Origin of the sequence: Sphaerisporangium sp. NPDC005288 (assembly GCF_040607475.1) — a bacterium.
Taxonomy (GTDB): domain Bacteria; phylum Actinomycetota; class Actinomycetes; order Streptosporangiales; family Streptosporangiaceae; genus Sphaerisporangium; species Sphaerisporangium rhizosphaerae.
The window spans coordinates 15,802-38,224 of sequence record NZ_JBEXGT010000021.1 but is presented as its reverse complement, the minus strand read 5'-3'; the positions used below and the strand labels follow the sequence as shown (position 1 = coordinate 38,224).

General features: G+C 71.4%; 20 protein-coding genes and 1 pseudogene. 7 read left to right on the top strand and 14 right to left on the bottom strand.

The genetic code is table 11. The features are described from left to right. Nucleotides 1-68: 68 nt before the first annotated feature. The 4 genes from ABZU32_RS20790 to ABZU32_RS20775 form a co-directional block, all read right to left on the bottom strand. Nucleotides 69-845, bottom strand: coding sequence for an ATP-binding cassette domain-containing protein (locus ABZU32_RS20790; protein ID WP_354924332.1), 777 nt, complete (start codon nt 843-845; stop codon nt 69-71). Nucleotides 846-850: 5 nt separating this feature from the next. Beyond that, a complete protein-coding gene (locus ABZU32_RS20785; RefSeq protein ID WP_354924330.1) occupies nt 851-1,648 on the bottom strand; it encodes an ABC-2 family transporter protein in 798 nt (265 codons plus the stop codon). 6 nt (nt 1,649-1,654) lie between these two features. Further along, on the bottom strand, nt 1,655-2,563 hold the full coding sequence (locus ABZU32_RS20780) for an ABC-2 family transporter protein (protein ID WP_354924328.1): 909 nt from the start codon (nt 2,561-2,563) through the stop codon (nt 1,655-1,657). A 105-nt stretch (nt 2,564-2,668) separates the two neighbouring features. Continuing rightward, nucleotides 2,669-3,574 carry an LLM class flavin-dependent oxidoreductase gene (locus ABZU32_RS20775; RefSeq protein ID WP_354924327.1) on the bottom strand — a complete coding sequence of 302 codons (906 nt, stop codon included), beginning with the start codon at nt 3,572-3,574 and terminating at the stop codon, nt 2,669-2,671. 156 nt (nt 3,575-3,730) lie between these two features. Here ABZU32_RS20775 and ABZU32_RS20770 point away from each other — a divergent pair, with 156 nt between their 5' ends. The 3 genes from ABZU32_RS20770 (at nt 3,731) to ABZU32_RS20760 (ending at nt 7,445) form a co-directional block, all read left to right on the top strand. Next, nucleotides 3,731-4,144: a MarR family transcriptional regulator gene (locus tag ABZU32_RS20770; RefSeq protein ID WP_354924325.1), complete on the top strand. Its 414-nt coding sequence runs from the start codon at nt 3,731-3,733 to the stop codon at nt 4,142-4,144. A gap of 133 nt (nt 4,145-4,277) precedes the next feature. Continuing rightward, on the top strand, nt 4,278-5,399 hold the full coding sequence (locus ABZU32_RS20765; RefSeq protein WP_354924323.1) for an alpha/beta hydrolase: 1,122 nt from the start codon (nt 4,278-4,280) through the stop codon (nt 5,397-5,399). Between the two features lie 396 nt (nt 5,400-5,795). Next, complete coding sequence (locus ABZU32_RS20760) at nt 5,796-7,445, top strand: serine/threonine-protein kinase (protein ID WP_354836033.1); 1,650 nt, start codon at nt 5,796-5,798, stop codon at nt 7,443-7,445. Nucleotides 7,446-7,499: 54 nt separating this feature from the next. Here the strand turns inward: ABZU32_RS20760 and aceA are convergent, their stop codons facing one another. Further along, nucleotides 7,500-8,792 (bottom strand): isocitrate lyase, encoded by a 1,293-nt coding sequence (gene aceA, locus ABZU32_RS20755; protein ID WP_354836031.1) that lies wholly within the window; start codon nt 8,790-8,792, stop codon nt 7,500-7,502. 333 nt (nt 8,793-9,125) lie between these two features. On the opposite strand from aceA, the gene ABZU32_RS20750 reads away from it, so the two are divergent. Both ABZU32_RS20750 and ABZU32_RS20745 read left to right on the top strand, forming a co-directional pair. Further along, nucleotides 9,126-10,595, top strand: a complete 1,470-nt coding sequence (locus ABZU32_RS20750; protein WP_354924321.1) for a helix-turn-helix domain-containing protein — start codon at nt 9,126-9,128, stop codon at nt 10,593-10,595. A 92-nt stretch (nt 10,596-10,687) separates the two neighbouring features. After that, on the top strand, nt 10,688-11,674 hold the full coding sequence (locus tag ABZU32_RS20745) for a glucosyl-3-phosphoglycerate synthase (RefSeq protein WP_354924319.1): 987 nt from the start codon (nt 10,688-10,690) through the stop codon (nt 11,672-11,674). 224 nt (nt 11,675-11,898) lie between these two features. On the opposite strand, the gene ABZU32_RS20740 is transcribed toward ABZU32_RS20745, so the two are convergent. Next, nucleotides 11,899-12,924 carry a methyltransferase gene (locus ABZU32_RS20740; RefSeq protein ID WP_354924317.1) on the bottom strand — a complete coding sequence of 342 codons (1,026 nt, stop codon included), beginning with the start codon at nt 12,922-12,924 and terminating at the stop codon, nt 11,899-11,901. Nucleotides 12,925-13,150: 226 nt separating this feature from the next. Between ABZU32_RS20740 and ABZU32_RS20735 the strand changes: the two are divergent. Further along, a pseudogene (locus ABZU32_RS20735) lies at nt 13,151-13,210 on the top strand (hypothetical protein); the annotation flags it as partial. 99 nt (nt 13,211-13,309) lie between these two features. Here ABZU32_RS20735 and ABZU32_RS20730 read toward each other — a convergent pair. The 6 genes from ABZU32_RS20730 to ABZU32_RS20705 all read right to left on the bottom strand — a co-directional run bounded on the left by ABZU32_RS20730 (nt 13,310) and on the right by ABZU32_RS20705 (nt 19,290). Then, nucleotides 13,310-13,999 carry a helix-turn-helix domain-containing protein gene (locus tag ABZU32_RS20730; protein ID WP_354924315.1) on the bottom strand — a complete coding sequence of 230 codons (690 nt, stop codon included), beginning with the start codon at nt 13,997-13,999 and terminating at the stop codon, nt 13,310-13,312. 72 nt (nt 14,000-14,071) lie between these two features. After that, nucleotides 14,072-14,917, bottom strand: a complete 846-nt coding sequence (locus ABZU32_RS20725) for a class I SAM-dependent methyltransferase (RefSeq protein WP_354924313.1) — start codon at nt 14,915-14,917, stop codon at nt 14,072-14,074. A 186-nt stretch (nt 14,918-15,103) separates the two neighbouring features. Next, nucleotides 15,104-16,636, bottom strand: a complete 1,533-nt coding sequence (locus ABZU32_RS20720; RefSeq protein WP_354924311.1) for a glycosyl hydrolase 53 family protein — start codon at nt 16,634-16,636, stop codon at nt 15,104-15,106. A 298-nt stretch (nt 16,637-16,934) separates the two neighbouring features. Continuing rightward, on the bottom strand, nt 16,935-17,369 hold the full coding sequence (locus ABZU32_RS20715; RefSeq protein ID WP_354924309.1) for a hypothetical protein: 435 nt from the start codon (nt 17,367-17,369) through the stop codon (nt 16,935-16,937). A gap of 1,457 nt (nt 17,370-18,826) precedes the next feature. Next, on the bottom strand, nt 18,827-19,153 hold the full coding sequence (locus ABZU32_RS20710) for a hypothetical protein (protein ID WP_354836017.1): 327 nt from the start codon (nt 19,151-19,153) through the stop codon (nt 18,827-18,829). Nucleotides 19,154-19,167: 14 nt separating this feature from the next. Beyond that, nucleotides 19,168-19,290, bottom strand: coding sequence for a hypothetical protein (locus ABZU32_RS20705; protein ID WP_354924307.1), 123 nt, complete (start codon nt 19,288-19,290; stop codon nt 19,168-19,170). Nucleotides 19,291-19,571: 281 nt separating this feature from the next. Between ABZU32_RS20705 and ABZU32_RS20700 the strand changes: the two genes are divergently transcribed. Continuing rightward, a complete protein-coding gene (locus ABZU32_RS20700; protein ID WP_354924305.1) occupies nt 19,572-20,366 on the top strand; it encodes a sulfite exporter TauE/SafE family protein in 795 nt (264 codons plus the stop codon). Between the two features lie 90 nt (nt 20,367-20,456). Here the strand turns inward: ABZU32_RS20700 and ABZU32_RS20695 are convergent, their stop codons facing one another. Beyond that, nucleotides 20,457-21,500 carry a nitronate monooxygenase gene (locus ABZU32_RS20695; RefSeq protein WP_354836011.1) on the bottom strand — a complete coding sequence of 348 codons (1,044 nt, stop codon included), beginning with the start codon at nt 21,498-21,500 and terminating at the stop codon, nt 20,457-20,459. Between the two features lie 109 nt (nt 21,501-21,609). Continuing rightward, nucleotides 21,610-22,245, bottom strand: a complete 636-nt coding sequence (locus tag ABZU32_RS20690) for a DUF305 domain-containing protein (protein WP_354924303.1) — start codon at nt 22,243-22,245, stop codon at nt 21,610-21,612. Nucleotides 22,246-22,423 lie beyond the last annotated feature (178 nt).

The following is a 22,423-nucleotide window of genomic DNA, read 5'->3' as shown; positions in this document are numbered from 1 at the left end:
TGCCGGGGCTACGGGTGCAGGCGGGCTCGCAGGACGCGCGGCGAGCGCGGCCGCCGGTGGCGGGCGGGTCACAGGGGGAGGCGGCGGGTGTAGAGGCGGGTGACGACGTCCTCGATGGAGGTCTCGTCCGGGGCGGTGGCCATGAGATCGTCCACGGTGCCGTCGAAGGCGAGGCTCCCGTGGTCGATGAGCATGACCCGGCGGCAGAGCCGCTCGATGTCCCCGAGGTCGTGGGTGGTCAGCAGCACGGTCGTCCCGCGTTCGGCGTTGAGGTCGCGCAGGAAGCCGCGGACCGCCGCCTTGCTCACCACGTCGAGCCCGATGGTCGGCTCGTCCAGCACCAGGACGGCCGGATCGTGCAGCAGCGCCGCTGCGATGTCGCCCCGCATGCGCTGGCCGAGGCTGAGCTGGCGGACCGGCTTGTCGAGGAACGAGCCCAGTTCGAGCACCTCCGACAGTTCGGCCAGTCGCCTGCGGTGCTCCTCGCGATCTACTTTGTAAAGGTGCCGGATCAGGGTGAAGCTGTCTCGCAACGGCAGATCCCACCACAACGTCGTCCGCTGCCCGAAGACCACGCCGATGCGACGGGCGAGTGCCGTGCGGCGGCGGGACGGATCGAGGCCGGCGACCTCGATCTTTCCGCTGGTCGGGGCGAGGATGCCGGTCAGCATCTTGATCGTGGTGGACTTGCCGGCGCCGTTCGGGCCGAGGTAGCCGACGAACTCCCCGGCGGCCACCTCGAACGACAGGTCCCGGACGGCGTGCACCACGCGCGTCCCGCCGCGCAGCAGTCCCCGTCCGCTCCGGACGGTGAAGGAACGGCCGACGCCGTCGACTGTGATCACTGTGGTCAACTCCCGGTGGAACGGTAGCGGCGCAGCCCGGCCCGCCAGGCGAGCCCGGCCAGGCAGGCCAGCGTGAGAGCGGCGGCCGGCCCCATGAAGCGCAACCAGTACGGCAGGCCGAGCGGGTCGGCGCGGTCCAGGACGTAGAGGCCGGGCTGCCAGTTGACGAAGGCCAGCGGCACGATGAAGGTGACCGCGCGCACCAGGTCGGTGCCGAAGACGGTGAGCGGGAACTGCGTGAGCTGGCCGCCGCCGTACGTGAAGGCGTTGGCGATCTCGGGCGCGTCCGTGAGCAGGAACTGCAGCGCGCCGCCGAGGGTCCAGATGGCGGCGAACAGCACGATGCCGCACAGCACCATGAGCGGGACCATCCACGCCCGCTGCCAGGGCACGTGCAACTGGGGGAGCGCGATGGCGAGCACGGTGACCGCCTGGGCGGTGCGTCCGAAGCGCTGGAAGCTGAACCGGTCCACGGCCATCTGCACGAACGGGCTGGCCGGCCGGATCAGCATCGCGTCGAACGTGCCCGCCTTGACGTGCTGGCTCAGCTTGTCCACGTTGCCGAACAGCAGGTCGGCGAGTGCGAAGGACGTGCCCGAGGTGCCGTACAGGAACATCACCTCGGGCAGGGTGAAGCCGCCGAGCGAGGCGGTGTGGGTGAAGATCAGCGCGATCGCCGCGAGCTCCAGGCCGGTGACGAGGAACGAGCCGATGACGAGCATCACCATCGACAACGGATATTGGGCCGCGGCGCGGATCCAGGTGACCGCGAGCAGCACGTACGTCCTGACCGGTTCGAGCACGCCGCCTCACCCGCCCTGGATGACGACTTTGCGGCGGGCGGTACGGGTGACCGCGGCGCCCGCCGCGAGGAGCGCCGCCACCCAGGCGGCCTGGAAGGCGAGCGCGCCGAGGACGTCGCGCTTGCCGAGGAAGACGTCGGCCGGCACCTGCACCATCGCCGCCCACGGCAGCGCGTCGGCCAGCGTGCCGAGCCAGCCGGGGAACAGTACCAGCGGCAGGGTCATGCCGCTGAAGAACATCGTCATGACCAGCGACAGCGACTGGACGCCACGGTCGTCCACGATCCAGAACGTCGACATCGCGACCAGGTAGCGCAGGCCGAAGCTGACGACGACGCCCAGCGTCATCGAGGCGGAGAACGCCGCCCAGGTGGCCGCGTCACCGGGGAGGTGGATGCCGAAGACCACCGCGCCGACCAGCGTGGGCGGGACGCTGCGGGCGACGAACAGGAACACCGCCCGGCCGAGGTCGTCGGCGAGGGCCCACATCTGGAGCGACGCGGGGCGCGACAGGTCGAGGGCGACGTCGCCGGTGCGCACCCGCTGGGCGAGATCGAGACCGCCGCCGAACAGTTCCATGGGGCCGATGAACCCCTGGGTGAGGAAGCAGAAGGTGATCGCGTCGGTGACGTCGTACCCGGCCAGGCCGGGCCGGGCGTGCCACAGGGCGATGAGCACGTACGCGCGCAGGAAACCGAACACCGTGTTGGTGAAGGCCCCGGCGAGCGCCGCGCCCCAGTAGGTGGCGTGACGGCGGAAACCGTATCGGAAGATGGTGAGATAGAGCGCGAAGGCGGCACCTCCGGTGACGGCTGGACTCGCATTGTAACCAGCCGCGCCGTACAGATCATCGGCATTTTCCGCGCCGTCCGGGCCGCCGCACCGGACCGCGTGACGGCGTCTACGAAGGGCCACCCGGCCACGAGGGCCGGGCAGGCCGGTCGTCACCGGTCCCAGGCAGAGGTGCAGCCGTCCCTCGTCCGCCGATGACAGGCCCTCACGGCCCGGTCGCCCCGGGGCTCAAGAGTGAGCGGTCTGGGCGAGTACGGGGGCGATGACGTGGTCGGTGGCCCAGTGGGCGACGCCCTCGGGGTAGGGGGTGCGCAGGCCGAGGGCGATGTGGGTGACGCCGGCGTCGATGAGCTCCAGGGCCGTGCCCCGCGTGGCGGCCGGGTCGTCGTAGTCGGCCACCATCTGGGCCGACCGGATGATCTCCGCCGGGTCGCGCCCGATGGCGGCGCAGTGCTCGTCCAGGACGGCGCCGCGCTCCTTGACGTAGGCGACGGTGTTGTGCGGATGGGCGGGGATGTTCCAGATGTCGGCGTGCTCTGCCACGACGCGCAGCGTCCGGATCCCCCAGCCGCCGATCATGACGGGCGGGCCGGGCCGCTGCACCGGCTTGGGCGCGCAGCGGGTGCCCTTGAGCCGGTAGTGGCGCCCCTCGAAGTCGAAGACGTCCTCGGTCCACATGCGCCGGATGATCGTGCAGGACTCCGCGAGCCGGGCGACGCCCTCCGCGGGGGAGACGGCGGTCAGGCCGTAGGCGTCGTACTCGCGGGGCACGGAGATGTCGCCGGGCTGGTGGGTGCCGCCGACGCCGATGCCGAGGACCAGGCGGCCGCCGGAGATCACGTCCACGGTCGCGGCGATCTTGGCGAGCACGGCCGGCGGGCGGGTGAGGTTGCTGGTGACCATCAGCCCGAGGCGCAGCCGCTCGGTGCGGGCGGCCAGGGCGGCGAGCAGCGTCCACCCCTCGTAGATCGGCCCGCCGGGGTCGCCGAACAGCGGCAGCATGTGGTCCCACAGCCAGGCGTGCTCGATGAGGGGGATGGCGTCGGCCTCCTGCCAGACCCGCAGGATGTCGTCATAGGTGGTGTGCGAGGGGACGGTCTTGAGGCCGAAGCTCACCCGCGGTTGGTCGGTCATGGGGCGCCTTTCGCACGCGGACGGCGGACGCCCGCGCTGAACGTAAGCCGACTAACGTTAGCCGGGCAGCGGATTACGTTAGTCAGCTAACGAAAGACCGTCAAGCCTTCCTGGTACGTTGCGGGAGATCCCGGCACGATCGGCAGGAGGGGAGAGGTGGCCACCGACTTCCAGACCGCGTTCTGGACGGCCAAGCGGGCGATGGCGCTGGCGTCCGAGGCCGCCTACAACCGCCATGGCGTGCGCTCGGGCCAGCAGTTCATCCTGCGGTGCCTGTGGGAGAACGACGGCATGGCCCCCGGCGAGATCGCCCGGCTGCTGGAGCTCTCCACGCCCACCGTCACCCGTGCGGCCACCCGCATGGAGACCGCCGGCCTGCTGCGCCGCGAGCCGCATCCGACCGACGCGCGCCTCGTGCGGCTGCTGCTGACCGACCGCGGCCGCGAGCTCGAGAGCGTGATCGACGAGGAGATGGCGCGGCTGAGCGAGCGGGCCCTGCGCACCCTCGACGCGGCGGAGCGCGAGCAGTTCCTGCGCTTCCTCGGAGAGATCCGGCAGAACCTCACCTGACGCCCTTATAGCCCCCTACCAGGTCAAATCTTCCGTTTGCCTCTCGACGTACCGTGTAAACGTCATGTAAACCGGGGTATACGCGTCGGCATAGAACGGCGTTCTGATTGGTATCGCCCGGTGGAGGTTCGTGATGTCTCGGGAGATCGACGTAGACATCCAGCCCGCGTACCCCGTCAGCTGGCGGGCCGCACTGTTCAACACGCTGATGCGCGGGACCACCAAACCCCTGTCGGCGCTTCTGGTCAGGCACGGCCTGGGCATCAGCTGCGTCTCGCGGGTCGTCGAGCTGAGCCAGCGGCTGCCGCTCCCGGTGCCGGGCCATGTGACGATCGACAAGGTGGACGGGGAGCCGCCCTGCGGCTCCGAGTGGGTGCGGGCCGGCGACGACCTGGACGAGAGCAAGGTGGTGCTCTACTTCCACGGCGGCGCCTATTTCTTCTGCTCCCCGGCGACGCACCGCCCGATCACCTGGCGCCTGTCGGCGGTCGCGCGCCGTCCGGTCTTCGCCCTCGACTACCGCCAGGGGCCGATCCACTCGCTGCCGGAGTCGCTGGCCGACGCCCTGGACGCCTACCAGGGCCTGCTCGACCGCGGCTTCGCCCCGCAGGACGTCATCGTCGCCGGCGACTCCGCCGGCGGGCACCTCACCCTGGCCACGCTGCTCGCGTTGCGCGACCGCGGCATGCCGCTGCCCGGCGCCGCGATCTGCCTGTCGCCGTGGGCCGACCTGTCGGACGTGCGGCGCAGGGCCAACCGCTGGGCCGACCCGATGCTGTCCGCCGGCCGGGTCGACTGGCTCGCGCGCCGCTGGACCGCGGGCCTGGACTGCCATGACCCGCTGGTCTCGCCCGTGTACGGGGACTACACCGGCCTGCCGCCCATGATGGTCGTGACCGGGTCCACCGAGGTGCTGCGCGACGAGGACCGCCGCGTCGCCCTCCAGGCGCGCCGGGCCGGGGTGAAGGTGACCTACGAGGAGTGGCGCCGCATGCCGCACGTGTTCGCGATGCTGGCGGACGTCGTCCCGGAGGCGCAGATGGTCTTCCGCCACATCGGGCGGTTCCTCGACGCCGTCGCCGCCTCCGTCGCGAGCGAGCCGTCCGGCGCCACGGCCGTCGGGTCCGCGGTGGCGGGGTCCACGGTGGCCGGGTCGGCGGTGGCCGGGTCCGCGGCCGTCGGGTCGGCGGCCGTCCGGTCCGCGGTGGCCGGGGCCAGCGTGCCTGAGGGTCCCGGGTCCACCGCCGCCGCCTGAACGCGGGCCCCGGTTCCGGTGCCGCAGGGTCACCGGTTCCCGCGCCGCGAGGTCGCCGGTTCTCGCGCCGCAGGGGCACCGGGTTCCCGCGCCGCCTGAAACGGCGAGCGCCGGAGTCTCGCACGGCCGAGGAGCCCGGTTTCCAGCGCCGCCGGCCGACCCCGCACGACCGGGTCCGACCGGGTCCGACCGGCCGTCAGGGTGCCGGGTGAGAGGGGGCGTGCCGGGCAGTCGGCAGCTCACAGCGGTCCCTGCCGTCACAGGCGGCACACCGCTTCCTTACCTGCAGGGATCAGTCACCTTACCTCTCATGCCGCTTTCAACTAGTTCACGCCAGATGTCCTCACGGGGAGACACAGTGGCCTGTGCCGTACCCCGAAGGGAGGTCATCTCCGGATGGCACGTGGCGGAGCAGGCGTCCCGAGCGGGACGCCTCCAGGCGTTCGGCCGCTGACGGTGGGCGACCCGGTGATCATCGGGCGCTACCTCCTGCTCGGCAGGCTCGGCGCCGGTGGCATGGGCGTGGTCTACCTGGCCGAGCGGCCCGAGGGCGGCCTGGTCGCGCTCAAGACCCCGCATTCGGTCCATCTCGGCGACCCGACGCTGCGCGCGCGCTTCGCCGAGGAGGTCGAGTTCTCCCGCCGCGTGGTGCCGTTCTGCACCGCCGCCGTCGAGGAGGACGGCACCGACCGCGACCGGCCCTACCTGGTGACCGAGTACATCCCCGGCCCGTCTCTGTCCCAGGTGGTCGCCGTGCGGGGGCCGCTCACGCCCGACCTCGCCTACGGCGTCGCCCTCGGGGCCGCGGCCGCGCTGGTGGCCATCCACGAGGCCGGCTTCGTCCACCGCGACCTCAAGCCCGGCAACGTGCTGCTCTCGCCCAGGGGGCCGCGGATCATCGACTTCGGCATCGCCAGGGACCTCGACGCCGCCGTCGCGCACACGCAGGCCGGGCAGGTCATGGGCAGCCCCGGCTGGGTGGCGCCCGAGCGCCTCACCGGCGGCCCGGCGATCCCGGCCTCCGACGTGTTCGCCTGGGGCTGCCTGGTCGCCTACGCCGCGACCGGCCACCACCCGTTCGGCGCTGGCGAGGCCGACGTGCTCACGCGGCGCATCCTGGTCGAGCAGCCCCGGCTGTCCTCGGTGCCCAAGCTGCTGTGGGACCCGGTCTCGGCCGCGCTGGCCAAGGAGCCCGGCGACCGGCCCGGGGCCGCGGCGCTGCTCGGATGGCTGCTGGACGCCGGGGGAGTCGACCGTTCCTGGGACCGCCGTGAGGCCGTGACCGCCGTGCTGGAGGAGATCTGGGCGCCCGTCCCGTACCCGATGGGCGCGCGGCACCTCAAGCTCGCCGGCGCCGGTGAGGACGAGCGGCAGGACGGCGCGCCCACCACGGGCGCGCGGGCGGCGCGGCGGGCGGCGGCCCGGCGCGGGCACGCCTCGCACGCCGGCTTCGCGGCGCTCGCCACGGTGTCGATCGCCGCGGTGACTGTCGTGGCGGCGAGCACCGGCGCGACCCGCATCGACGAGAGCGCGAACCGCCCCGGCAGGGTGCCGGTCGCCGTGCCGATCCAGGGGTCGCGCGTCCCGGTCGAGGTGCTGGACACCTCGGGGCCCGTCGTGCGCGGCACCGACTACGGGTCCCCGTCCGGCACCGCCACCGCCCCCGGGCGCCCGCCGGCGTTCACCACCACGCCGAACCCGCCGGGGTCGCCCTCGGCGCGCCGCACCGAGGGACCGGAGGGGGCGCCGACGGCCACCTGGCAGACCCCCGTCCCCTCGCCGCCGCCGTCGCCGTCCCCCAAGCGCACGACGCCCCGGCCCCAGGTGCCCGACGAGCCTCAGCCGTGCCGGAACAAGCGCGGCAAGGAGAAGCCGTGCCCGCCCAGCCCGCGTCCGCCCGGCGGCACCGGCGATCCGAAGCCCACCAAGAGCCCCAAGCCGACGATCAGCATCAGCCAGGTCCCGGAGTGGGGGGACGGCGAGTCGCCGGAGCCGACGCCGCCGCAGCCCACTCCCACCCTCAGCGACTCCTCCCCCTCGGCCTGACCGCCCGCGCCGTCCTACCGCCCTGCCGGCCTGACCGCCCCGTGCCGCCCGAACCTAGTGCGGGCGGGCGAACTGCTCGGCCTCGGTCGAGCCCTTGAGCGCCACCGTCGAGGAGTCCGGTGCGACGGCGGTGCTGACCAGGTCGAAGTAGCCGGTGCCCACCTCGCGCTGGTGGCGCGTCGCGGTGTAGCCCTGCCGCTCGGCGGCGAACTCCGCCTCCTGCAGCTCGACGTAGGCGGGCATGCCCTCCTCGGCGTAGCCGCGCGCGAGGTGGTACATCGAGTAGTTCAGCGAGTGGAAGCCCGCCAGGGTGATGAACTGGAAGCGGTAGCCCATGTGGCCGAGCTCGCGCTGGAACTTGGCGATGGTCGAGTCGTCCAGGTGCTGCTTCCAGTTGAACGACGGCGAGCAGTTGTAGGCGAGCATCTGGTCGGGGAAGCGGTCCTTGATCGCCTCCGCGAAGCGCCGCGCCACGTCCAGGTCGGGTGTGGAGGTCTCCATCCACAGCAGGTCGGAGTACGGGGCGTAGGCCAGGCCGCGGGCGATGCAGGCGTCCACGCCGTTGCGCACGCGGTAGAAGCCCTCGGGAGTGCGCTCGCCGGTGGTGAACGCCTGGTCGCGGGCGTCGACGTCGCTGGTCAGGAGCGTCGCGGCCTGGGCGTCGGTCCGCGCGATGATCAGGGTCGGCACGTCGCACACGTCCGCCGCGAGGCGGGCCGCGTTGAGGGTCTTGATGTGCTGGCCGGTCGGGATCAGCACCTTGCCGCCGAGGTGGCCGCACTTCTTCTCCGAGGCGAGCTGGTCCTCCCAGTGCACGCCCGCCGCGCCCGCGGCGATCATGCCCTTCATCAGCTCGAAGGCGTTGAGGACGCCGCCGAAGCCGGCCTCGGCGTCGGCGACGATGGGGGCCATCCAGTGCGGAGCGTCCGCCTCGCCCTCCGACCAGGTGATCTGGTCGGCGCGCATCAGCGCGTTGTTGATCCGGCGCACCACGGCGGGCACCGAGTTGGCCGGGTACAGGCTCTGGTCGGGGTAGGTCTGCCCGCCGAGGTTGGCGTCCGCCGCGACCTGCCAGCCGGACAGGTAGATGGCCTTCAGGCCCGCCTTGACCTGCTGCACGGCCTGGTTGCCGGTGAGGGCGCCCAGTGCGTGCACGTACTCGTCGGTCCGCAGGAGTGACCACAGCCGCTCGGCGCCGAGACGGGCGAGAGTGTGCTCCTCCTGCACGGTGCCGCGCAGGCGGACGACGTCCTCGGCCGTGTAGGTCCGCTCGACGTCCTTCCAGCGCGGGTCGCTCTCCCAGTCGCGCCGCAGCTCATCTGCAGCTCCCTTGAGGCGATCTTCCATTCTGACTCCTTCGGCGTCCTCTGGGGGCTTGGTTCGAGTCTGCGATGGTTCGAGCCGCCAGAACAAGAGTGATCGCGTGAAAGCTGTCAGAATTTTCGGATCTGATGAATACTCGGCAGTATTCACGTGGCAAGAAACGCAAAGTTTTCACTATGGACTAGACCAATCCATCCGCTCTGGATCACTGTCGCGGTCGCCGGGTCCGCCGCTGGCCCGCGCGGGAGCGGTCGGGTGGCGGCGCGAACGGGACAGGAGCGCACGGCCGCGGCGCGAGCGGCCCAGGTACCCGGGTAAGGCTGGAAGAACGGTGGAATTTGCGTTTAGGATCGTGCTATGGCGTCTTTGGTGGGAGAAGAACCGCTGTCTTTGACGCAGGAGCTCGACCTCCTCGCGTTCGGCCAGCGGCTGAAGCACCTGCGCAAGCAGCGCGGGCTCACCCTGTCGGAGCTCGGCGAACGCGTCGGGCGCGCCCCGAGCCAGCTCTCCCTGCTGGAGAACGGAAAGCGCGAGCCCAAGCTGTCGCTGCTCAAGGCGCTCGCCGTCGCGCTCGGCGTCCCGGTCGAGGAACTGCTGCGCCGCCAGGCTCCGAGCCGCCGCGCGCAGCTCGAGATCGCCCTGGAGGAGGCGCAGCGCGACCCCGTCTACGCCTCGATCGGCCTGCCCCGGCTGAAGGTCTCCGCCCGGGTGCCGAGCGACGTCCTGGAGCACATCGTCGGGCTGTACGAGGAGCTGCGCTCGCGCGAGGCCAAGGGCACCGCCACCCCCGAGGAGGCCAGGGCGGCCAACGCCGAGCTGCGGCGCAAGCAGCGTGAGCAGGGCAACTACTTCGCCGAGATCGAGACCGCCGCGGCCGAGGCGCTGGCCGCCGTGGGCTACCGCACCGGCGCGCTGTCGCAGGGCACCGTGCAGGCGCTGGTGACCCACTTCGGCTTCACCGTGCGGACCGCGCAGGACCTTCCCCGCTCGGTGCGGTCGATCACCGACCTGCGCAACCGGCGCATCTACGTCCAGCACGAGCAGCTCGGCATGCACACTCCGCGCACGATCCTGCTGCAGACCCTCGGCCACCTCGCGCTCGGGCACCACAAGCCCCGCGACTTCGCCGACTTCCTGCGTCAGCGCACCGAGGCCAACTACTTCGCCGCCGCCGTCCTGGTGCCCGAGACGGCCGCCGTCCCCTACCTGCAGGAGGCCAAGCGCGACCGCGCGCTGTCGGTGGAGGACCTGCGGGACGTGTTCGCCGTCTCCTACGAGATGGCCGCGCACCGCTTCACCAACCTGGCGACCCACCACCTGGACCTGGCGTGCCACTTCGTCCGCAACGACGCGGGCGGCATCATCTACAAGGCCTACGAGAACGACGGCATCGTCTTCCCCGCCGACGAGCAGGGCGCCATAGAGGGGCAGCGGATGTGCCTGCGCTGGTCAGGGCGCCAGGTCTTCCTGTCACCCGACCGCTTCTCGGTGTACCACCAGTACTCCGACTCGCCCACCGGCACCTACTTCTGCATCGCCCACGTCGACCCCTCGCGCGAGCGTGACTTCGCCATCACGCTCGGCGTGCCCTACCGCGAGTCCCGCTGGTTCCGGGGCCGGGAGACCACCAACAGGACCAAGTCGAACTGCCCGTCCGGAGACTGCTGCCGCCGCCCTCCGGCCGAGCTGACCCAGCGCTGGGAGGGCTACGCCTGGCCCTCGGCGCGGGGCAACTCCCACGTGCTGGCGGCCCTGCCCCCGGGCTCGTTCCCCGGCGTGGACGAGGCCGACGTCTACTCCTTCCTCGAACGCCACGCCGGCCCCTGACCCGGCGGCGCCGGTACGGCCGCGCCGCCAAAGGAGGCGATCGCGCCGCTTAAAGTGATACGTCAGGTGATGGGAGGCGACGGGGGGATCGCGTGCTGCCTGAGGTGAAGACGTGGCTGCGCGACCGTACGACGGCATCGGCCGACTGGCCGGTCGGCGACCTGATCGCCGCGAAGGGCGACACCAGGATCAGCGTCGTCCTCCCGGCCAGGAACGAGGCCGCAACCGTCGGCGAGATCGTCTCGGCGATCCGCCGCGACCTGGTGGAGGACGTCCCGCTCGTCGACGAGCTCGTCGTCATCGACTCGCGCTCCACCGACGACACCGCCGCCCGCGCCGTGCAGGCGGGGGCCAAGGTCTTCGCCCAGGACGAGATCCTGCCCGCCGTGGCGCCGATGGACGGCAAGGGCGACGTGCTGTGGAAGTCGTTGGCCGTCACCTCCGGCGACCTGCTGGTGTTCATCGACGCCGACCTGCGCGAGTTCGGCACCGGCTTCGTCACCGGCCTGCTCGGCCCCCTGCTCGCCGACCCGTCCGTGGTGTACGTAAAGGGGTGCTACGACCGGCCGCTACGCGAGGCGCAGAGCGGGGGCGGGCGCGTCACCGAGCTGGTCGCCCGCCCGATGTTGAATCTGCACTGGCCGCTGCTCGCCGGCTTCGTCCAGCCGCTCGCGGGGGAGTACGCGGGTCGCCGCGAGGTGCTGGAACGCGTGCCGTTCGCGACCGGGTACGGCGTGGAACTCGGCCTGCTCGTCGACCTGCTGGAGTACGCCGGCCTGGACGCGCTCGCCCAGGTGGACCTCGGAAGGCGGGTGCACTCCCACCAGTCCACCGAGGCCCTGGGCGTCATGGCCGGGCAGATCATGCACACGGCGTGGGCGCGCCTGGAACGCCAGCGCAAGATCGTGCCCATGCACGTCCCCGCCTCCGGGCTGACCCAGTTCCGCCGCGGCGAGGCCGGCCACCTGCCGATCGACCGCGACGTCGCCGCCCCCGAACGCCCTCCGATGGCCGAGATCCCCGAATACGCCGCCTCCCACCTCCCCAACCTCCTCACCTGCCGCCCGACACCCCCATAACCGCGGCCCCGACAACGTCGCGAACTCGATATCGGCGGGGATACCGGCGGCCGCACACCGGCCCGGTCGGCGACCCAGGAACCGCGGCAGGCAGAGCCGGACATCCGGCAGCGCCCGACCGGCCGCGCAGGCGTAGCCGAGGAACACCCCGATCTGGCTGGTTTCGACCCTCCCAAGGGATCGGCCAGGATCCCGCTCGACGCGGACCAAAAATGAGTGCCCGGTCAGGCACACACCGCCTCGAGGATCGACATATCTGATGTCGTCGCGACGACCCGCTCGAGCCGGAAACCGCAGGTCTGCAACAGCGACTCGTGTTCGCTGCGGGTGCGTTGCCTGCCCCCGGTGTGGATGAGCATCATGATGTCCATGGCTTTGGACCAGTCGGGCCCAGGGTCGTCGGGGATGACGCTCTCCACCAACAACAGCCGCGCATGCGGCGGAGCGGCCTTCCGTACGGCGGCCAGGATCGCCGTGGCCCGCTCGACGTCCCAGTCGTGGATCACGTCCATGAGCATGTAGGTGTCGCAGACCGGCAGCGGGTCCTTGAAGAAGTCGCCGGCTTGCAGCGTGAGCCGATCGGAGGCGATCTCCGCGGCACGCTCGATCACCGGGGGCAGGTCGAAAAGGATGCCCGTGGTTCGCTCGGCCGCGTCCACCACCGCCCGCAGTAGGTGTCCTTGGCCGCCGCCGATGTCGGCGATCGTTCCGCAGTCCGAGAAGTCGTAGGCGGCCAGGACACTCGCGACCTGGATACGCGCCTTTGAGACCATCGCGGCGTCGAAGACCCGGCCCGCCTCGGGATCACTCTGAAGGATGGCGAAGAACCCGTCCGGATTCAGCTTGTTCGTGGCCGGGAGTCCAGTCTGGAGTGAGTAGTCGAAGTAACCCAGTTGCTTCGCAGTACGTTCGGTTCCGAATGTTGCCACGAAGTCACGCCAAGACTGGGGATGGTCGGAACGGAGCATTCGCGACGCGCCGGTGTGGGTGAAGCGGTCGTCGCCGACGGCGAAGACGCCATGGGCAGCGAGGAGGCGAAGCACACGACTGAGGGCCTCGGGATTCGCCCCGGTGACTTCGGCCAGCTCCTGGGCCGTCCGCGGCGTGTCGTCGAGCGCGTCGGCGACGCTGAACCTGGCCACGGCGCCCAGACAGTGCCCGACGAACAGGCCCCCGAGCGCCGCGGTCAGTGTGTCGAAGGGCCCCGTCTGTCGATCGAGCGCGGCGTGGTGGTCATCACTGGCGGCCATGAAACGCCTCCGATTCGTCCCCGGCACGTGGACGGCGCGATCGTCGTCGCAATCATTGTGCGAGCCGTGAGGCGTCGTCGACAGAGGGATAACCGTCCGGTTTCTCTGGCGACAATGGCGGTGACTGCGTTGAGATCGCGGAACTGAAGGGTGCCGCCGCTGGTACCGGCCACGAGGCCGATCATTCCGGGGGGTCGCCGTTCGTGATCCCAAGGATCCGGACGGTCCAAAGTTGTTCTTCGCTCACGCTGAGTGGGACGCCTTCATCGACGGGGGTGAAAGGTGACCGGTTCGGCCGTGCCGAGTAGAAGTCGCGGACCACGATTTCCGAAGCCGGCCGTATTCGTGGCCTGACCCACCACCCTCTACGCGGGGGGCCCAGGAGTCACGTCGCTTCGTTGTCGCGCTCGCCGTCCTTGGTCGTGGCGTCGGGTGAGGGGCGGCAGGGGGTGGGGGTGATGCCGTGCATGATGGTCGTGACGAGGGCGTCGATGAGGTCGTCGGGGACGGGCGTCGCCGGCGCGCCGGTGAACAGGCGCGGGAGGACCAGGTCGTGGCACGCGCCGATGATCATCGTGGCGGCGGCGTCCACGTCGGCGCCGGGGGACAGGCGGCCGAGGCGCTGCTCGGCGCGCAGGTAGCCGGCCAGGTCGGCGCGCAGGCCGCGCCCGCCGGCCATCGGGTTGGACAGCCGCTCGAAATTCGCCAGCACCTGAGGACGGCCCAGCAGACCGGCGAAGGCAGGCATGATCGCGATGTGCAGCGCCAGGCTGTAGGCGATGTAGGCGCGCAGGTTCGCGGCCACCGTGCCCTCACCGGCCGTGCGCGGCGGTTCGCCCAGCGCCGTCTCGACGCTGCGGACGTGCGCGTGCAGGCCGAGCGCGAGCAGCTCTTCCTTGTCGGCGAAGTGGTTGTACAGCACGCCGTCGGCGACCCGCGCCTCCCGGGCGATGGCGCGCACGGTGAGGCTCGCGGTGCCGCCCTCGGCGATCAGGCGTTCGGCGGTGGCGATCAGGTGGTCGCGCAGGCTCTGCCCGCCGCCGTCACGCAGCACGGCCGCTTTTCTCGGAGACATCACGCCACATCGTATTGACCGCCGCCCCCGCCGGTGATCGGGGGCGGCGCGGGGTGTCGGATCGGGGACGGGTCAGGGGTGGAGGGCGGTGATGAGCAGGGCGGCGCCGTTGAGGCGGACGGCGCCGTCCTGCTCGAAGGGGGCCAGCGCCTCGGCGAGCGCCCGGCGTACCTTGGCCGCCGCCGCGGCGTCCACCTGGCCGAGCCAATGGTGCACAGGGCCCCAGTCGCCGAGGAACGCGGCCGCGTCCTCGGTGTCGCGTCCCCAGACCTGGGGAGCCTCGACAGGCGTGCAGGCGACGTCGGAGAAGCCCGCGGCGGTGAAGATCTGCCGCACCCGCGCCGGGTCGGCGAGTGAGTCGGGCCCCGGGCCGTGGGCCTCCTCGACGGCGGCGGTCGAGGGGAGCAGAGCCCGCAGTCCGGCGAAGACCCGGCCGAGGTCGTTCCGGTCCATCGTCTGCAGGGCGAGGAAGGCGACGCGCCCGCCCGGGCGCAGTGCACGGCCGATGTTGGCGAACGCCGCCACCGGGTCTGCGAAGAACATGACGCCGAACCGGCTGATGGCCACGTCGTAGGCGCCTTCGGGGAAGGGGTGCACCTGGGCGTCCCCCTGCTCGAATGTGAGGTTCCGCACGCCTTCGGTGTCGGCGAGCGCTCGTGCCCGCCTGAGCATCGGCGCCGACAGGTCGAGCCCCGTGGCCGCGCCCAGCGGGGCGCGCCGCGCGGCCAGCCGGGTCACCTGGCCGTTGCCGCAGCCGACGTCCAGCACCTGGTCGTGCTCACCGATGGCGGCAGCACGGAGCAGATGGTCGTTGAAGCCGTTGTTGACCGCGTCGTAGCGGTCGTGGTTGTCGGCCCAGTGTGAGCCCTCGTACCCGTTCCACGCCTCGGCCTGCGCGGTGTTGACGATCGAGGTCATCGGCGTACGTCCCTCCCGTCGGCCCGGAAGCTCCTGTGCTCCCGGCCACCCGGTCATGAACGATCGTTCATGAACGCATGTTCATGACTGTAGCATCCGGAAACGGCGCGAGCCGCCGCCGGCGGGGCCTCATGGGCTCCCGCCGGCGGCGGCTCGACGTGTCGGGGTTCTGGCGGCGCGGCCGGGTCAGGGATGGGCGAACTGGGCCATGGCGGCGGTCGGCCGGTTGTTGAAGTCGAACAGGGCCTGGTTGTCCCAGCCGTTGCCCGAGCCGGGGTTCTCGGGGTCCCAGCCGTTCCCGGTGACGGCCGTCCAGGTCGGCTCCCAGTAGAAGGCGCCGAGCGCGCCCGCCGCCTGCGCCGTGCTCAGCACGTCGCGGAACATGGCCGCCTGGCCCGCCTGCGTCGCCGGGTAGCCGGTGTAGGGGGTGGCGGCCGTGATGATGTTGGGCTCGCCGTCGTCGTTGCCCGTCGTGAAGGGGTAGGCCGTCTCGGCGAGGAACACCGGCTTGCCGTACCTGGACCTGATGTCGAGGAGGTTGGCCTGCATGGCGGCGAGGGTGCCGTGCCAGTACGAATAGTAGGAGGCGCCGATGACGTCGTAGCGCACGCCGTTGTTCCTGGCGTTGTCGAAGAACCAGCGGAAGAGCGAGTTGTTGCCGCCCTCGGCCAGGTGGACGACCACCTTCGTCGACGACGACACGGCCCTGACCGCGTCCGACCCGGCGTTGAGCAGTTGGGCGAGCCTGCCGAAGTTCGCCGAGGCCCGGCCGTCCTCCCACAGCATGCCGTCGTTGATCTCGTTGCCGATCTGCGCCATGTCGGCCGTCGTGCCCTGTGCCTTCAGCGCGTTCAGCACGTCGTAGGTGTGGTCGTACACGGCCTGCCTGAGCTGGTCGAACGGCAGAGAGGCCCACGACGCGGGCTTGGTCTGCGTGCCGGGGTCGGCCCAGCGGTCGGAGTAGTGGAAGTCCACGAGCAGGCCCATGCCCAGGGCCTTCACCCGCCGCGCCATGGCCAGCACGTGCGCCTTGTCGTTGTAGCCGTCCGCCGGGCGCACCCAGACCTTCAGCCGCGCGTAGTTCGCGCCAGAGGACCTCAGCACCGACAGTGCGTCCCGCCTCGCCCCGTCGGACCCGTAGTAGACGCCGCCGTACGCCTCGGACTTGGCCAGCGTCGAGACGTCCGCCCCCTTGATGGACAGGTTGCTCGCGCCCGCCGCGAACGAGACGTCGTCGAAACTGGCCCAGTTCCCGGCCGAGGCGCTGGAGTACAGGCTGATCGTGCAGGAACCGCCGGAGACGTTCGCCGACACGACGAGCTTCAGCCAGTCGGCGGTCACCGGCAGCGCCGTCTGCGCGGCCGGACCGCCGCAGTTCTCCAGGCCCGCGTACACCGACCCCTGCCCGCCGCCGTTCTTGACGTACAGGCTGAGCGTGTAGGGGCCGGCGGCCAGGCCGGTGAGCGTCTGCGACGTCTTCACCGTGTACGCCGACGACGACCAGTGGGTGAGCCGGTAGGAGCCGGAACGCCCGCCGGTCTCGGTGTAGTCGGCGGACGCCGTGCCGGACGTCGTCCATCCCGGAGGGCTCGCCACCCCGGTGCCGGAGGACTCGAACCCTCCGTTCGTCACCGTCGTCGCGGCCCGCGCCGGCGTCACCGCCACCATCGGGAACAGCAGCGCGGCGCCGCACGACACCGCCGCCAACGTCCTTCTCATAGGTCCTCCGTCAGGGAAAGGACGATTCTGTGAACGTGCACGGTAATGTGCCCCGACGAGCTTGGGAAGACGTCCGGAAACAGTCAGGTCAGCGCCCGCGCTAACCACGACGTCAGCGGCCTGACGGGCTTCTGGCGGGCATTTCCATCTGTGTACGTTCACAGAAGACCTGGTCGATGTCGGCCACCGGAGGTGGGGCGGACGTTGTCGCCGCGAGCTCCCGTCCGGTGTCTCGCAACGGGCCCGCGCCGGTGGCACGCCGAGTCGGCGGTGCATCCTCGGCCGATGACGCCGGCGATCAGGACAGGGCCGCGAGCAGTGACACCCCCAGGACCAGCAGTGCCACGACCTTGACCAGCTCCAGCGCGATGTACGCGTGGTGCGCCCGGGAGCGGGGAGCTTCCTCGCCCGCCAGCACCCGGTCGGAACGGCGGTTCAGCCCCGGTCGCACCGCGGCGAGCTGGACGGCCAGCGCCGCCACCGCGACCAGCCCGGCGGCGGCCGGCGTCACCGGGGGACGGCCTGTCACGCCCGCCACGACCAGCGCCGCCGCCAGCGCCGCCTCGACCCGGTTCAGGGCCCGGAACACCAGGCGGCCGATGCCCAGGCCGAGCGGCAGCGTCACCCCCGGAGCGCGGAACTTCAGCGGCGCCTCAAGGAAGGAGATGGCCAGGACCATTCCCAGCCACAGGAAGGTGACGGCACTCGCGACCGCCGCGGCGCTACCGTTCATATGCTCCGCCGCACCCCTTTCTCGGCATCATCCGCTCACTCCGCTCATCTTGCTCGCCCGGCTCACCCGGCTTCACTGGGCATGCCGGCTTGCCATCCCCGTCGTGTTCGCGCCGCCCGCGTCGGCCGTTAGAACCCTCCCCGTGGTCGTGAGCGCCGGCCGCGGGGTCGCGGGATACGGACTCTCGTGCGCCGCCCCAGCAGTCGCAGGACGCGGCCGCGGACGCGCCCGGGGCGGGCGAAGAGCCGTCCACTGTGGCCGCGGCCTCGTGCGTGGCCCGTCCAGAGGCGGGGACGCCTCCCGCACAGCCGAGGGTGCCGGCCGTGACGTCGCCGCGCGTCATGAGGCGCCCACGGGCGAGTGCTCCACGCCCGTCCGGCGCGCCGGTCGCGAGAAGCGAGGAGGCTCCCCGCTCGACGGTGGTTCTCATCGATAACCGCGAAGATCATTGTCATCCATCACATTCGTCGTAAGGGGGAAGTGCTTCTGGTCCGAGCGTGCGGGTCGGTCTGCCCGGGCCCCGGCGATCGCCGCTGGACCTGCCAGGGCGGCGCCGGGACCCACCTCGCGAATGCTCCTTTCGCCGTCACTCCTGCTCGCAATCCGACCTCATACCGGCCAACCGCCAGGGTGATCGAAACCTGACCTCGTACCTCTCAGGGTGATCTCACGTGTGCGTTCCTGATCTCATGTCGGCGACCTGCTCAGATGATCGAATCCTGACGTTCCATCTCCCTGTCTGATCTCGCGTGCGCGCTCCGTTCTCATGCCGGCGACCTGCTCGGATGAAGAAAGTCGGGCGTTGTGTCTCCCGTTCTGATCTCGTGTGTCGATGCGTTTCATGCCGGCGACCTGCTCGGGGGAAGGTCTGACGTTGTGCCTCCCAGGTTCATCTCGCACATGTGATGACCTCGCGCTTGTGCCCGCCTCCTGTCGTTCGTGATCCGCCGGATTTTCTCGTGTGTTCGCGACTCGGCTTCCGCTCGCGACGTTCTCGTGCCGACCATGTGAGTTCATGCGCCCGGGCAATCCGATCTTGCGCCTGTGACGCCGCCTGTGGTCGCGACCTGACGTTCGCTGTGCGGGGTGAACCTCGTACGCGCGATGTGATGTCCTCCCGGCGGACCGGCCTTGGGCCTCCGGCCTTCATCTCATGGCCGTGTCGCCGGTTCCGCGAACCACCTCCAAATGCTCTAGTCGTATGTACGGGGATCGGTCGATGCCCGCGGATGATCTGTCTCGTCCCTCGTCGTCCGGTCGTGACTCCGTTCCTGGTCGTGCGCCGCCCGTCCGGTTCATCCCTCACTTTCCGTCGGATCCGTCAGTCGCCGGTGCTTCTCCTGTTCCTGGTCGTGGGCTTCAACGGGGCTCGTCGCCGCGTGGCCGCCTCCTTTCGGCCGGGTCGCCGCGTACCGTGTCCGATGGCCGGTGAGGTCGTGGGGCCCGGCGGGCCGCGGTCAGTTCCACTGGGCACGCTGGTCCGCCCTTCGGGCCGGCGCCACCGGTACGGTCGCCCGGGGCGGGCGGTGGTCGCGGAGCAGCGTCTCGTAGGAGACCAGCCGCCAGGGGCCGAGTTCGGGATTGGTGAGCACCGACACCACCTGCGCGTGGATCTGCGCGGACCTGATGTTCTCATCGGTCTCGATGCGAATGGCGACGAAACCGGCGGCCTGTTTGAACTCCTTTTCCCATTGTTTCGGCAGCAGCGCCAGCAGTCGTTTCCCGTCGACGTTCGCGTCCATCTTGCGCCCTCGGGCCGGGCGCATCGTCAGCACGACGAGCATGGCCGTTCCTCCCTTCAGTCCCAGGTGGTGCCCGCCGCGGCGAGCGTTCGGACGGGTGCGGCGAGGCGACGGACGCGCCCGTGCGGGGCGGCCGCGGCGGGTGCGCCGTTCGCGGGGAAGGGAGTCTGGCTCTGCATTTCCGGTTCCTTTTCCGTGGTCTGGGGATTTGTTCTCGCACCACCAACTCTGCGCTTTCTCCGGGCCGCGGAACAGAGAAATGAAAGGCAGTAAGCTGCCGTCGGCTGACCGTTTCCTGCCACAATCCGCACTGGACACCGTGCCCGGCGCCGCGCCGGACCTCGCGCCGGCGCACCTGGCCCGCGCCGTCCGGCCTCGCCGGTCACCGGTCCGGGCCACCGAGGAGCCGAGGACCCGGCGAACCGGAGGCCGAGGAGGCGGGAAGGCCGAGGAGGTGGGGGTGGCGGTCGAGGGTCACGCCGGCCGTGGTTGGGTGGTGGCCGTGACGATCACGGACGCGCTGGGGCTGGTGACGGTCGGGGTGGCGGCCGGTCTGGTGAGCACGGTGGTGAGCCTGGCGTCGATCGTCTCCTACCCGGCCCTGCTGGCGTTCGGGCTGTCGCCGCTGAGCGCCAACGTCACCAACACCGTCTCGCTGGTGTTCACCGCTCTCGGCGCGGCGGCCGGGTCGCGACCCGAACTCGCCGGTCAGAGCGGGCGGCTGCTCCCGCTCGGGACCATGTCGATGGCGGGCGGGGTCGTCGGCGCGGCGCTGCTGCTGGTGACGCCGTCCCGGATGTTCGAGATGATCGCTCCCTGCCTGATCGCCGCCGCGTCACTGCTGCTGTTCCGTCCGCCGAGGCCGGACGGGTCAGCGGACGCGCCGGGCGGAGGAGGGAACCGGCTGCTGCGCGCGGGGGTGTTCGCCGTCGCCATGTACGTCGGATATTTCGGGGCGGCCGGCGGAATCCTGATGTTCGCCGTGCTCGCGTCGATGGTGCGCGAGGCGCCGGTCCGGCTCAACGCCTTCAAGAACGTGCTGTCCGGGCTGGCGAACGCCGTGGCCGCCATCGGGTTCGCCGTGTTCGGACCGGTTCAGTGGGCCGCCGTGCTGCCGCTCGCGGCGGGATTCCTGGTCGGAGGGCGGCTCGGCCCCGTGCTGGCCCGCCGGCTGCCCGGGGCGAGCCTGCGCTACGCCGCCGCCGTCTGCGGCCTGCTCGTCGCCGCCAAACTCGGCCTGGACGCCTACCGCTGACCGAGGGCTCCGAATCGGCCTGGACGCCTCCGGTGACCGAGGCCTCCGAGTCGGCCTGGACGCCTCCGGCGGACCGCGACCGGCGAACCGTCAGCCGAAGGAGCGGCGGGCGGCGCGCTTGAGGGCCTCCTCGGCCTCCGAGGCGAGCCGGCGCACGAGCTCCGCGGCGGGGATCTCCTCGGCGAACGGGAAGCCCTGCCCCGCCCACAGGTTGATGGTGTCGGCGTCGCCGGCCTTGCGCGCCGCCGCCCGCAGCGGCGCGGTCAGGTGATGGACCTGCGGATACGCCGAGGGCGCCTCGCCCGAGTGCTCCTGGAGGAAGCGGTTGACCAGCCCCCGGGCCCGCCTGCCGGTGAACGCCCGGGTGACGGCCGTGCGGTCGTAGGAGCTCAGCGCCTGGCGGTGCGCGGGACTGGTGCCGGCCTCCGGGGTGCGCAGGAAGGCGGTGCCGAGCTGGGCGGCGACGGCGCCCGCCGTCAGGACGGCCGCGATGCCGGCGCCGTCGGCGATGCCCCCGGCGGCGATCACGGGCAGCGGCGTTGCGCGCAGGGTCAGCCTCAGGAGCACGAGCAGGCCGTAGTCCCCGCCGTCGTCGGTGAAGCCGCCGCGGTGACCGCCGGCCTCGATGCCCTGGGCCGCCAGCGCGTCCGCTCCGGCGTCGTGCGCGGCCGACGCCTCCTCGGGAGTGGTGATCGTCACGATGACCCGCGCACCGGCGGCGCGCACCTCGTCGATCACCTCGCGCGCGGGCAGCCCGAAGGTGAACGACACCACAGGCACCCGCTCGGCGGTGACGACCGCGAGCTTGGCCTGCCAGCCGTCGTCGTCGTCCGCCGGCACGCCGAGCGCCACGCCGTACCGCTCGGACTCGCCGCGCAGGCGCCCGGCGTAGGCGTCGACGGCCGCCCGGTCGACCTCGCCCTTGGAGGGGACGAACAGGTTGACGCCGAACGGCGCGTCCGTGCGGGCGCGCACGGAGGCGATGTCGGAACGCAGATCGTCCGAGGAGCGGTAACCGGCGGCCAGGAACCCGAGGCCGCCGGCCGACGAGACCGCGGCGGCCAGCTCCGGAGTCGAGGGGCCGCCGGCGAGAGGAGCCTGCACGATGGGCAGGGCGAGAGCCGCGAGGTCCACCTGATCACTCTAACCGCGGGTCGTCCGGGCCTCCCCGGCCGCCCCGGAGAGATGGGTCACATCCCGCGGATACGCCGGGGCTCACCCGTCCCGGCGGATACGCCGAGGCTCACCCGCCGGGGCGGATGCGGCGCATGCGCTGGATCTCGGCCGTCTGGGTGACCGAGATGTCCTCGGCCAGCTCCTGCACGGTGATGTGCGAGCCCTTCTCCATCTCGCCGGCGGCCATGGTGACGGCGCCCATGTGGTGGGCGGTCATCAGCTGCAGGTAGAGGCGGTCGAAGCCGGCGCCGGAGGCGGCCCGCAGGTCGGAGAGCTGCCGCTCGGTGGCCATGCCGGGCATGGCGTCGTGGTGGGCCGTGTGGTGGTCGGGGACGCGCTGGCCCTGCTGCTGGAGCCATCGGATCATCGCGTTGATCTCCGGCCCCTGCGTGTCCGATATCCGGGCCGCGATGCGCTTCACCTCCCCGGACGCCGCGCGGGTGGCGGCCAGGGCGCTCATGTCGAGCGCCTGGCGGTGGTGGACGACCATGTCCTGCATGAAGACCACGTCCGCCGCGTTGGCCGTGGGGGAGGGGACGGCGGTGACGGTCGCTCCCGGGGGAAGGGTCTTGGCCGCCTCGCCCGGCTTGCCGGGGACGATGACGGGGACGGTGGAGGTCGCGACCGGCGTCGCGGAGCCTCCCGAGCAGCCGGTCACGGTGAGCGCGGCCACACCGGCGGCGATGAGGAGCGCGAAGCGCACCCGGCCTCCTTGAAGATCTCTGCTGTGCGGCTGCACCCTAACCCAGCGCGGAGTTTGGGGTAAAGACGGAATGTTGGCACATTTTGCTGACAAAGTGGACTATGGCAACACCGCGGAGTTTGGGACATGATCTCCTCAACTGTGTTCACCTCTGGCAAAAAGCACCAAGGAGGGTCCT